General features: G+C 36.5%; 12 protein-coding genes. 4 read left to right on the forward strand and 8 right to left on the reverse strand.

Features of this window, described 5'->3' with window-relative positions; all coding sequences use genetic code 11:
* Window positions 1-24 precede the first annotated feature (24 nt).
* Complete coding sequence (locus MVE64_RS15965; RefSeq protein WP_247339493.1) at window positions 25-1,302, reverse strand: MDR family MFS transporter; 1,278 nt, start codon at window positions 1,300-1,302, stop codon at window positions 25-27.
* A 243-nt stretch (window positions 1,303-1,545) separates the two neighbouring features.
* Between MVE64_RS15965 and MVE64_RS15970 the strand changes: the two genes are divergently transcribed.
* Both MVE64_RS15970 and MVE64_RS15975 read left to right on the forward strand, forming a co-directional pair.
* Window positions 1,546-1,926, forward strand: coding sequence for a DnaJ family domain-containing protein (locus tag MVE64_RS15970; RefSeq protein WP_379053452.1), 381 nt, complete (start codon window positions 1,546-1,548; stop codon window positions 1,924-1,926).
* Between the two features lie 93 nt (window positions 1,927-2,019).
* On the forward strand, window positions 2,020-2,685 hold the full coding sequence (locus MVE64_RS15975; protein ID WP_247339495.1) for a hypothetical protein: 666 nt from the start codon (window positions 2,020-2,022) through the stop codon (window positions 2,683-2,685).
* Between the two features lie 34 nt (window positions 2,686-2,719).
* On the opposite strand, the gene MVE64_RS15980 is transcribed toward MVE64_RS15975, so the two are convergent.
* Window positions 2,720-4,219 carry an FAD-dependent oxidoreductase gene (locus tag MVE64_RS15980; protein WP_247339496.1) on the reverse strand — a complete coding sequence of 500 codons (1,500 nt, stop codon included), beginning with the start codon at window positions 4,217-4,219 and terminating at the stop codon, window positions 2,720-2,722.
* 160 nt (window positions 4,220-4,379) lie between these two features.
* On the opposite strand from MVE64_RS15980, the gene MVE64_RS15985 reads away from it, so the two are divergent.
* Window positions 4,380-5,312 (forward strand): alpha/beta hydrolase, encoded by a 933-nt coding sequence (locus MVE64_RS15985; RefSeq protein WP_247339506.1) that lies wholly within the window; start codon window positions 4,380-4,382, stop codon window positions 5,310-5,312.
* A 14-nt stretch (window positions 5,313-5,326) separates the two neighbouring features.
* Here MVE64_RS15985 and MVE64_RS15990 read toward each other — a convergent pair whose 3' ends face one another.
* The 6 genes from MVE64_RS15990 to MVE64_RS16015 form a co-directional block, all read right to left on the reverse strand.
* Window positions 5,327-6,070: an ABC transporter ATP-binding protein gene (locus MVE64_RS15990; RefSeq protein WP_247339508.1), complete on the reverse strand. Its 744-nt coding sequence runs from the start codon at window positions 6,068-6,070 to the stop codon at window positions 5,327-5,329.
* Between the two features lie 47 nt (window positions 6,071-6,117).
* Entirely contained in the window at window positions 6,118-7,125 is a 1,008-nt protein-coding gene (locus MVE64_RS15995; protein WP_121664431.1) for an ABC transporter ATP-binding protein, read from the reverse strand.
* Window positions 7,126-7,129: 4 nt separating this feature from the next.
* Complete coding sequence (locus MVE64_RS16000) at window positions 7,130-7,966, reverse strand: ABC transporter permease (RefSeq protein WP_212138046.1); 837 nt, start codon at window positions 7,964-7,966, stop codon at window positions 7,130-7,132.
* Between the two features lies 1 nt (window position 7,967).
* The gene (locus tag MVE64_RS16005) at window positions 7,968-8,978 is read right to left on the reverse strand and encodes an ABC transporter permease (RefSeq protein ID WP_247339510.1); all 1,011 of its coding nucleotides are present in this window, start codon (window positions 8,976-8,978) and stop codon (window positions 7,968-7,970) included.
* A 99-nt stretch (window positions 8,979-9,077) separates the two neighbouring features.
* Window positions 9,078-10,877, reverse strand: coding sequence for an ABC transporter substrate-binding protein (locus tag MVE64_RS16010; protein WP_247339512.1), 1,800 nt, complete (start codon window positions 10,875-10,877; stop codon window positions 9,078-9,080).
* Between the two features lie 378 nt (window positions 10,878-11,255).
* Window positions 11,256-11,750: a GNAT family N-acetyltransferase gene (locus MVE64_RS16015; RefSeq protein ID WP_247339515.1), complete on the reverse strand. Its 495-nt coding sequence runs from the start codon at window positions 11,748-11,750 to the stop codon at window positions 11,256-11,258.
* A 130-nt stretch (window positions 11,751-11,880) separates the two neighbouring features.
* Between MVE64_RS16015 and MVE64_RS16020 the strand changes: the two genes are divergently transcribed.
* Window positions 11,881-12,396 (forward strand): type 1 glutamine amidotransferase domain-containing protein, encoded by a 516-nt coding sequence (locus MVE64_RS16020; RefSeq protein WP_247339517.1) that lies wholly within the window; start codon window positions 11,881-11,883, stop codon window positions 12,394-12,396.
* Window positions 12,397-12,445: the final 49 nt, after the last annotated feature.

Below are 12,445 nucleotides of genomic sequence, written 5' to 3' on the forward strand. Positions count from 1 at the left end.
CTTTTCTTCGTTTTACAGCTTTTTTTAACTAGCTTCTATATGTTTAACCTGTTTTAATTCTGCTTTTTGAAACATCACGTAATATAAGAATCCACTTACGACTGCTAGTGCTCCAAGGATCACGAAGGTAATTTGATAACCAAACCATAAAGACATTGGAATCGCTATTGGTGCTATCGTACGCCCGATTGTATATCGAAGGCTAGCAGCAGCAAAATATTGACCCCGCATATGATCAGGGGCAAGTTTTGAAACAAACGTTTGTTGAATCCCAGCTGTCATAAGCTCAGCAAAAGTAAAAATTGCCATTGCTAGAATGTAGAGCCAAAGTGAACTCGTAAAACCGAAAACAACCATTGAGATTCCATAGATGAAAGAAGAAAGAACAAACACATTCCTCTCTTTAAATGTTCCCATCCACTTTGTAATGAAAATCGTAAATAGAGCCACAAGCAAACCATTTTCTGAAAGAATTACGCCAAATGCTTGCTCGCCGTTTAATGTTATGGACCAATCACCAAAGCGGAACATTTCTTGCTGTTGAATCATGTCTGTCATATAAACTGGGATAATCATGTCTAGCTGCATAAAGGTAAGTGCGACGAGAACACCCGCAATGATATAAAGCAAAAATGTCTGGTCACGGAAGATTATTCGATAATCCTGGACTTGCTGTAGTATGGGGCTATACCATCTACGGTCTTCACCAGTTGAACCAGCATTGTAAGGAGGGGCAGTTTCTCTTGTTTGTTTTGCTAATAAAAAAGAAAGCAACATACAAATGAATCCTGCAACCAATAATACTTCAAATGGATACTGAACATAAAAAATAGCACCTAAAATAGGGCCAATAACAACAGCAATATTAATAGATGTATAAAAAATAGCAAAAACGCTACTTCGATGCTTTTCTTCAACTACGTCAGCAACCATTGCTTGAGAGGCTGGCCAGTAAAAGGAACCAAATACTCCTGCGAACGCAAAACAGATAAAGCCGAGCATAGGCAATTCGAGCCAAGGAGAATTCGATAATGCAAATATCATGAAGGATAAGCCTTGACCAAATGAAGCCATTACCATCATGGTTTTTCTTCCAAATCGATCAGCACAATATCCCCCCATTAAATTGGCAAGTACTGAAAAAACTTGCGATATAATAAGGAATAAGCCGGCCTGTGCTTTGCCGAATTCATCAGCGAAATAAATCGTTAAAAACGGGAAGAACATCCAAAATGTTATGTTCATCAAGGCTTCACCAAATAATCGTATTTTAAGATTTGTATCCCAATCTCTTATTTTCATTTTGAATACCTCGATTCTAGAAATCTACGTTCCTCATCATACTCTTTCGGGTCACGAAATACAATAGAGTTTTGAAATATTTTACTTAAACTTAATGTGGAATTTTATTCTTATATAAAGTTTAATTTGGAGTAGAAAATGAAGGGATGCATTGGGAGATGTCTTTATAGGAAGATTTTTGATTAAAGGGTTTTTACTAGTAAAGATTAATAATACTTGTAAGACTTACATGGAAGGGAGAAAATGCCTTTGGATCTATTTTCTATCATTGCTGAAGATAAAATAAAAAAAGCTATAGAAGAAGGTGAGTTCGACAACTTACCTGGTCAAGGTAAGCCATTGAATCTAGAAGACCTTTCCCACATACCTGAAGAGCTTCGTGTGGCTTATAAAGTTTTAAAAAACTCAAATATGTTAAACGATGTAGAAAAACTTAAAAAGGAAATTAGTTCAATCGAAGATCTAATAGATGCTACTGAAGATCTTCAAGAAAAAGAAACGCTTAAACAGAAAAAACAGGAAAGAATGTTAAGAATAGAACGTTTAATGAAAAAACGGAATGCTTTTCAATCACCGGCATCGTCTTTTTATAAAGATAAAGTACTGAATCGTTTTAAAAAATAATGTTGTTTTCTCGTTTATAATTAGGGAATTCATAATTTAAAAGGAAGTTGTACAAAATGGAATAAACAAAACATTCATTCGAGGAGGTTTAGAGTGAAAAAATCTTATCTTTTATTTCTTGTTATTTTACTTTTAACAGGATGTGCACAAAGTACAGAAGAGCAAGGAGATAAACCTATAGAAGAAGATAATGTAACGGAAGAAGAAACAACAGACATCGAGACAAATGAGGAAGAAGAAGCTGAGCCTCTAAAAGATGATAAGGAGCTCGTCTTAGAAAATGCAGAAAAAGTAATAGCTTCCTTAAAAGATCAAAACTTTGAAGAGCTTTCTACCTATGTTTCTTCAGAAAAAGGTGTGTTGTTTTCACCATATGCTCATATAGAGGACGATGCTGTTACATTCAAACAGGAGGATCTCTTGCATTTCTTTCATTCCGAAGAAGAGTATACATGGGGGGCAAGAGATGGAAGTGGTGAGCCAATTAAGCTAATTCCAAGTAAATACTATAGTGAATTTATTTATGATGCGAGCTACCATCAAGCAGATGAGATCGTTTATAATCCGGAACAAGCAAGAGGAAATACGATAAAAAATAGTAAAGACATATTTCCTGAGTCTCAAGTTGTTGAGTATTACGTCAAAGGAACTGAGGAAAACGGAAATATGGATTGGAAGGCCTTAAATCTTGTTTTTGAAAAAAATTCAAAGGATGAGTGGAAGCTTGTGGCAATCGTCCATGATCAGTGGACGATATAACGAGATTAATCCTGTACACCCGTGAGTTCAAGGTTCATGGGTGTACAGGATTTTTTGTTTGTTTCATAATCGACTGTGCGACATGATACCCACTAATTGAAACACTAATCGTTCCTGCTCCTGGAAAAACACTATCACCACAAACCCAAAGATTATTGATTCCAGATCGGTGTGAGAGGCTGTTGAATAATGTGTTTTGATATGTTTGTGGAAAACCGCCAACCATTCCATTGTGTCTTCCAGTAAAGCGTTCCCAAGCACGGGGTGCCCCTTCGATTAGGTAAACTAAACCTTCTTCTAGTTGTGGAATGATAAGCTTTACACCTTCTAACATGAATTGAGAAAGCTGCTTTTTATACGTATCATATTGCTGTTTGGATCTCCAATTTGAAAGGTTTGTATGAGTGCTCACAGTAAGGGTTCTAAAACCTGCCGGAGCCCTTTTGATATCACCTTTTTTTGAAAGAGAAAGAAAAAGGTGATGACCCTCAGAAAGAGAATGTTCCTCCCCTTGTAATATCTGTTGAAATAACGGTGTTTGATCTGGAATGATATCCTCTTTTAGTGCAATATATAGTGTCATCGTTCCCCAGTGAATTTCCTGTTTCTTTGTGTGATAACGTGAAGATAAATGTTTCACTATACTTGGTTCTAAAAGATTTATTAGGTTAGGGACAGGTAAATTGCATACAACTTGATCAGCTAGCCAGGCTCTATTCCTTATATCAGTTAACTTGAATTGCTTTTCTTGCTTCTTGATGTTAACAACCTTTGCTTTTTTGAAAAGTTTACCCCCATTATGCTTAATAAAATCAGTTAAACGATGGGAGAGTTCATACAAACCGCCATTAACGTAAAAAGCCCCTTCATGGTAAATGCTTAAGGCAAACGCACCAATTATGGCCGAGCACTCTTTTGAGGTTGTTTGCATAGAATCAATAAGCTGTGAATCCAGTAAAGCTATAAACTCACTCTCTTCAGATAACTGGTGTTTTGTTAGCAATTTATTTAATGGTTCTCTTATGTAAGGAATAAGAGTAAAAGATGTTATTTCAATAGTTCTCAAGAGTGTTAACCATTCCTGCCATGTAACCGGGGGAAGAACAGGCATTTTTAGCATGAGTTTTTTAACCTCAGCTCCTATTTTCCATACTTCTTGATAAAAGGCTGTTATATTGGTTTTTAAATGAGGGAAATGTTTAAAAAGTTCCTCTAAATATTGATTTTTATCTTTGAAATAATGAAGAGTCTTTGAATCAAAATGAATGTCCATGACGTTAGAAAGTAATTCATTTTCAGGAAGGGGTATACCCAATTTATTTAACAATTCATAGTGAATACCACCTGGTTCAAATCCCATACCTAAGGTTGCTCCAACAGGGAAAGTATAGGGACCCCTTGAAAATTTGCCTGCACAGCCGCCCCATTCGGTTGAAGCTTCTAAAACAGTGACATCATATCCGTTTTTCACTAAAAATGCGGCTGATGTTAACCCTCCGATACCTCCACCAACGATTACAACATGTTCTTTCATAAAAATCCCTCCCTACTTCCCTTATTTTATCCACATTCAATCGTACTTACGAAAAGCAATGTGCTAACCTGAGCAGTTTTTCATCTTACTTCGTTTTCTTGTCACACCTTCTTGTGCATTTCAATAAAATATAAAAAAGCCTAGAAGGGAAGAGAAGTGAATGTGGCAATGGACCATAGGTTTAGTTCTTGTTTTGATGATTGTCTGCTCAATAGGTATTTATTTGTTAAGCCGCCTTCTTCTTTCACCGACAAGGGTTCCTTATGACAAAACGTATAAGCTTGGTATTCAAAAGGGAGAAATTGATGCCAACATCTTTCACACGATAGAAAAAGAAGAATTATATATCCCGTCTTACCATGGGTATAAGCTACATGGAATGCTTTTTCCGGTGAAAAACAGTAAAAAAGTAATTATAATTGCTCATGGAATTCGCTGGTCATTGTTTGGGAGTTTTAAATATGTGGAAATGTTTCAGAAAAGGGGATTTCACGTTTTGTTATGTGACCATCGGTTTCATGGATTAAGCGGCGGAAATTATACCTCTTTTGGTTACTATGAAAAAGATGATTTAAAAGCGTGGATTGACTATCTATCGGTGCGAATGGGAAATCGTGTATTTATAGGGTTGTTAGGTGAATCACTTGGAGCTGCCTCGGCATTAGAAGTAAGCAAACGGGACAACAGAGTGAAATTTTGTATTGCTGATTGCTCATTTAGTGATTTTTCAAGCTTATTAAAATTAAGATTGAGGCTTGATTTAAGGTTGCGTTTTTATCCTCTAATCGATGTTATAAGCCTTCTCATTAAATTACGTTATGGGTGGAGTTTCCCTGAGATTTCCCCAATAAAAGGGTTAGAAAAAACAAAAACCCCCATTTTATTTATTCATGGGAAAGAAGATAAGTTTATACCTTTGCAAATGACGTTAGACATGTTTAAACGCAAAAAGGGAAATAAAAAGCTTTATTTAGTCCCTAAGGCAGGTCATGCAGAAGCCTATAATACAGATCCGAAGGGCTATGAAAAGAAAGTAAGTGATTTTATAAAGGAAATTGAAAGTGGATTAAGAGAAGAGGCCAACTTATGTTAGTTGGCCATCTTTGATTATCCCAAATCCCAGGCTTCATGCAGCTTAGGTACATCAGAAATGAGCTGCTGTGTGTAAGGATGCTGAGGGTTCATTAACACACTGTCGGCACTTCCTTGTTCAACAATTTTCCCTTTTTCCATAATGTAAAGTGTGTCACTTACATAATAGGCAAGACCTACGTCATGAGTAATGAAGATAATTGTCATATTGTTTTCTTCTCTTAGCTTTAATAACATATCCAAAATAGTAGAGCGAGAGCAGGCATCAACCATTGAAGTTGGTTCATCTGCTAGCAATACCTTTGGGTGCAGAAGAAAAATTCTAGCAATCATCAAACGCTGCATTTGTCCACCTGAGAGCTCAAAAGGATATTTATTGTAAAGCTCTTCAAATTTCAGGTTAACAAACGTACATGCTTCTTTCATTTTCTCAAAGCGTTCTTCCTTAGAAAGCTTTAAGCCTTGTAGTTCAATACAGTCATTTAATAGTTTTTCGACTTTGTGAAACAAGTTAAAAGAAGAGAAAGGGTCCTGAAAAATAGCTTGAATATCCTGCCAGTATGCTTTTCGGTCACGATGACTTTTTAGTTTGCGTGACTTTCCTTTATACTCGATATCTCCACTTGTTTCCTTTAGTAGCCCCATGACCATTTTAGCGAGTGTTGTTTTCCCACTCCCACTTTCACCAACGATCGAAATAATTTCTCCTCGGTGGAAGTTAAAGTTTACTTGGTCAACGGCTGTGTTTTTATTTTCCATAACCGAAAACTTTTGTTATGTTTTTCCCGCTAATTAGAACCTCTTGATCAGGCTTCATTTGCATACCACTCCTTTAGCGTCTCATTGTCAATTCGACAACGATACAAACGTTCACCTAGATGTTGAGTTGTAATTTTTCCGGTACGGCATTCATCTGTTGCATAGGAACATCGTTCAGCAAATCGGCAGCCATCTATTTTCTTTTTTAAATTAGGTGGTGCTCCTGGAATCGCAGCTAGTTTATGTTCCTTCATGCCAGATTCAGGGACAATAATGGAGCCCATTAGCTTTTTGGTATAAGGATGAATGGGATTAAAAATAACGTCTTCGGCTTTTCCTCTTTCGACGATTTCTCCTGCGTACATCACCATAATTTCGTCTGTTACATGATAGAGAAGAGGAAGTTCATGTGTAATGAATACTAGTGAACGGATGAATTTTTTATCTAATAAATCTTTTAATAATTTAATGACAACTTTTTGGGAAGTCACATCGAGTGCAGAGGTTGGTTCATCAGCGATTAATACTTTTGGATTTAAAATGGTTGATATAGCAATAACCGTTCTTTGTTTCATCCCGCCAGAAAGTTCATTCGGATAAGAATTTAACACTTTAGGTGAAAGATTTAATGTTTCAAATCTTTCAGCAGCCATTTCATAGACTTGTTTTTTCGACAGTTCTGGTTGATGTTCCTTCATAATGTCTTCAATAAACTTAATAATCTTAATGGTTGGATTTAAGGCATTCATTGCCGCTTGTGGAATATAGGCAATTTCTCTGCCTAACACTTGTTTTCTAAGCTTTTCTTTTTCGAGCTTCATAATATCTACACCATTGATATTAATAGAACCGCTACCAAAGTGAAGTGGAGGAAAGTAGAATCCCATTAAGCTTAAGGCTAAGGTCGATTTACCACATCCTGATTCTCCGGCAATACCAATTGTTTTTCCATCTTCAAGGTGAAAATCCACACCATCAACAGCATAGACCTTTTCTTTTAATCTGGTTTTATAGTAAGTTTTTAATTCTTTAACATCAAGAATATGTTTACTCATGTCATTAACTCCTTATCTTAGGGTTAAAAATTTCATCCATCCCAGTATTCATTAAATAGAGAGAAAATGTAATGATCGCAATAGCTATTGCTGCAGGTATAAATGCCCACCACGCACCGGATACAGGAGCTTCAAAGATTAAAGCCCAGTTCATAATAATACCAAGAGAAATTGTGTTGTATGGTCCAAGTCCCAGCATAGAGATTGATGCCTCTGAAAGAATACCTGATGCTGTTTGCAGAACAAATGCCATTACAACATAAGACATGATGTAAGGTAAAATCTCAAAAATAATGATTCTTGGTGTGCTATGACCAGATATTTTTGCGATATTAACGTGATCTCTGTTTCGTAGAGAAGATGTTTGAGCACGAACGGCACGTGCTGTCCATGGCCAACTTGTTATGCCAATTACAATCGCTGTAATTAACGAACTTCTTGAATCTATACTGACGGAGATCAGAATTAAGACAATGAAAGATGGAATAACGATAAAGATATTGGTGATGGCAGATAAAATTTCATCAAAAATTCCTCCGATATAACCGGCGGATAACCCAATGATTAACCCAATAATCGTTGCACTTAATCCGGCAATTAATCCTACAAAAATGGAGGTTTTGATTCCATAAATAAGTTCGAGAAATAAATCTCTTCCGAAGTTATCGGAGCCTAACCATAACTCAGCACTCGGTGGCTGAAAGGCAAGTGCAACCATTTCGGTTGGATCAGCAGTATTAATTAAGGGATAGATTGTTACAAATGCGAGCATCAACAAAAATGAAATCGAACCGATAAGAAACTTTGGGGAGCGAATTAATATTTGTAAAGAACTGTTCATATCATTCTTCCTCCATTTGCGAAGCTTTGATTCTAGGGTCAACCAACCCATAAATAATTTCAATGGTGAAGTTAGCTAATAGAACGGATATGGCAATAAGAAGAGTAGCACCGGATATGAGTGGATAATCTAGTTGACGTATTGCAGTAAATAGCCATGTTCCGATACCAGGATAGCTAAAAACAATTTCAGTAATTAATGACCCGCCGATCATCGTACCGATTGATAGAGCCAAACCTGTAATCTGTGGTAACATTGCATTTTTAAATACATATCTAGAAATTGTAGAATCCTTAATACCAAGTAATTTGCTATATAAAACATAATCTGTGTTTAATTCGTAGATCGACATTTCTCTCATTCCGATAGCTTGACCACCAATTGTAACCAAGACAATTGAAATAAAAGGGAGGAAGTGGTGACTAATTACAGATCCAATGAACTCAAAGCTTAAATTTGGTGTCATCTGATAATTGTAGCCGCCGGATGTTGGGAACCAATTAAGAGTTAGCCCAAAGATATAGAGCATAATGATCGCCAAAATAAAAAATGGGATGGAGTTGATAAATAAAAATGTAGGAAAAAGCACTTTATCAAATACACCTTTTTTATAAGCAGCAATAGCTCCAAGGGCATTTCCGACGATCCAACCAACAAGGATAGCAGGCAGTTGAAGAGCTAATGTCCAAGGAACAGCTGAGGCAAGAATAGAAGTAACAGACATAGGATATAGTCCGAACGACGTTCCTAAATCACCCTTCAATAAATTCCCTAAGTAAATAAAAAATTGTTGCCATAACGGCTTATCAATACCAAACTCTGCAGCAAAAGTATCGTATACCTTCTTAATTGAATCACTGTCTGTCATTCCTTGAGTCATTTGGTTGGCAATCACACTTACTGGATTTCCTTCTATTAACCTTGGTAGAAGGAAGTTAAGCGCGACTGCAACAAACAAGGTCACAATATACCAGAGGGATTTTTTTAAGAAAAACTTCCGATAGGCATTCATGACTTCACAGCACCCCCATTATTAGGACTTTTAGTTTTGAAAGGAGTAGTTGGGATAACCAGCATGAATGATCCCAACTACCTCTATCTATCTTTCAATCTATTTATTTGTGATTTGATACAAGTCTTTTACACCTGCTCCGTCAATAGAAATTTGTGGTGGAATGTTATTGCCATCTCCTTCAACTGCAAAGCCTTTCCAAACCGATTCATTCACTGTATGGAATACCCAAGGTCTATACATAAGTGGGATTGATGGAATGTCTTCTAAATAAATTTTTGTAAGTTCTGTGTACATTTCTTTTAATTTCGCTTCATCTGTAATTGTTGGAATTTCCTTAATTAACTCATCAGCTCTTTCATTTTTATATCTTCCCCAGTTCCAAAACGCCATTTCACCAACTGGAGCTACACCTTCTGAATACATGATTGTTCTCGCTCTATCCCAAGGCTGACTCGGACTAACTGCACCCGCAGGCGTATTCATAATGATGTCAAATTTCCCTGTTTGTAAATCATTTGTCCAAACAGGAGCTTCAGGGAAGTTTGTTCTAATTTCAATTCCAATGGCTTTAGCGTTTTGTGCGACAATTTCTAGGGCAGCATTCCAATCAGACCAACCATATGGACATTCAATTTCCCATGGTCCAAGTCTTACCCCATTGAGAACACGAATACCATCTGCTCCTTTTTTCGCTCCAATACTATCAAGCAACTTATTGGCTGCCTCAACATCTGTTGTCCATTGAAGTGATTTAATGGCATCTTGATCTACATACTTTGTTTCAGAAGGAGTATCTAATGTAATAGATGGTTTCATTTCACCAGAATATCCACTCATTGCTAACTCTGAAATTTTGTCATAATCAATTGCCATCGCAATCGCTCTTCTAACATCTGGATTATTTAATCCATCTTTTGTCATATTAAAGAAAATAGAAGGCATTGAACCAGGTAAGTAGTATGGTTTGTCTTGCACATATGTTTTGATAGGTGCACCGTCTTCCCACATTTTCCAAACTTGAGGAATAAATTGTTGTGAAACGTCAACTTCTCCTTTTTTAAATGCTAGAGAACCTGCAGCGTTATCCTTATAAATAACATGACTTACATACTTCGGAGCCGGTAAGCCACCAAATAGAGATTGTCCCCAGTAGTTATCATCTCTAATTAATGTGATCTTTTGGTTATCATATGTGTGCATTTTGTACGGGCCAGTACCAACAGGATCTGGATTCACTTCTTCACGAATCTTGGCAATATCGTTCCCACTTTTAGCTTCAATTTCTTCCCAAACATGCTTTGGCATCATCGGAACTAATTGAAGACTATCTAAAACTGTGAGTCGATTAGGATTATCTTGTTTTAAGCGGATATTAACGGAGTTATCACCGTCTGCTTCTACCGCATCAATTGCTTCCCAGAAGTTGCTCCAAGATATAGAGTATTTACTTCCTAGTTCATAGGAATACACAACGTCTTCAGAAGTGAATGCTTCTCCGTCATTCCACTTTGCATCAGGATTTAATTCAATGTGAAGTGTCGTGTCATCAGTCCATTCATAACTTGTACCAAGTAATGGCTCTAACGCACCATCAAGCATATTAATCATGAAAAGATTTTCATAGATTAATGTTCTCGAGTTTGCATAAGCAATTGGAAATGCTGGATTTCCTCCTAATGGACTAAAGGTTGAAGGCGGTCCCCATTGTAAACCATTTACATACAATGTTTCATTTCTTGGTGTTGTTCCGGATGAATTTTGTTCTGAATCATTTCCTTCTTCACTTGGAGTTGGTTCATTTGTTGTTGGTGGCTTTACCTCATTGTTACAAGCAGCTAGTAGTCCAATTACCATGATTAGACTGAAAAATAAACCTAAAACGCTTTTTAACCTCATTAACCAGTTCCCCCTCTGATTTAAGTAAAGTAAACGCTTTCAAGTAAAATATATTATTTGTTTTGAAAACAAGAACTAGTAATTTTAAAATTTCAGAATTATTTTTTGAATTTTTTGAAATTTAGGTATGCAGAATTATTTTTAGGGAGGTCTAGAGAATTGATTTAGGATTAGAAGGGATGGGCTATGCTGTCGTTGAAGGGAGGGGATGAACGACAAAACGGGAATAGTTCGTAGCCGGACTGTCGTTCATAAGTGTGATGAACGACAAAACGGGAATTGGTCGGAACCGCAATGTCGTTCACCAAGAAAATGAACGACAAAACAAAACTCCGCAGGAAGAAATATGTTCTTCATCACCAAGCTACTTTATACATTTTACTGCTCTCCTAATTCAGCAACCATATCCCAAGAAGTCCCATCAATACCAGTTTTCTTAAATCCAAATCTTTCATATAAACGTAGAGCAGGATTGGAGGGATCCACACTAAGTGAAATTCTTAGAAATCCTTTTGATGCTGCTTGTGATTTTATTTCTTTTAGCAATTCTGATCCAATGCCTTTTCCTCTGAATTGTGGAAGAATGGCCATGCTGAGGATTGGTGTTTCCTCATCAATATAACCATATGTTTTAGACAAATCATCAAAGAGGCGGATCCAAACAGCTCCAAGTTTATTTCCGTTTGAATCAACAGCAAGTAGTGCTAGATCTCCGTGTCTTCCCCAGTCTTTGACGTAACTAGCCATCTTCGGTGTTTCAATAATACTGCGTGGGGGTTTTTCAGAATGTTCATCCACATATACTGCTTCGTATAGCATATCCCAAAGAAAGTGTACATCGTCTTTTGTTGCTTCTATAACTTTAATTGTCATTTATATCAACTCGCTTTTTTTTAGTTAATATTCGCTACTATTTGAAAAACTCCTTTTTAAGCAAAATAGTTTATAGTGAGACAAGCACGGGTAATAAAGAAATGTATTCAAAAAGAGGAGGTTATACAATATGTCTAAGCATATTGCTGTTGTCTTAACTGATTACTTTGAGGATATTGAATATACTGATCCTTCTAAAGCATTTAAAGAACAAGGTCATTCTTTAACTACAATTGAAAAGGTTAAAGGGAAAACAGTGACAGGAAAACAAGGTGAAGCAAGAGTTGAAATCGATGCTTCTATCGATGAGGTAGATTCTAGTCAGTTTGATGCCTTGTTTATACCGGGGGGATTTTCTCCAGATCAATTAAGAGCGGACGAGAGATATATTCGTTTTGCAAAAGAGTTCATGGAAGATCAAAAACCTGTTTTTGCGATATGTCATGGACCACAATTGCTTATCTCTGCCGAAGCATTAAATAATCGTGATGTAACTGGTTATCAATCCATTATGATTGATTTGAAAAATGCTGGTGCAAATGTACATGATAAAGAAGTTGTAGTTTGCGGCAACCAACTCGTAACAAGTAGAAAACCTGATGATTTACCTGCTTTTACTAGAGAATCATTAAAATTACTTTCTTAAACAAACGTTTGTTTAAGATGCAATTGTAAAGACCCCCCTAACCAAAAGG

The sequence above is a fragment of the Metabacillus endolithicus genome (assembly GCF_023078335.1).
Lineage (GTDB): Bacteria > Bacillota > Bacilli > Bacillales > Bacillaceae > Metabacillus > Metabacillus endolithicus.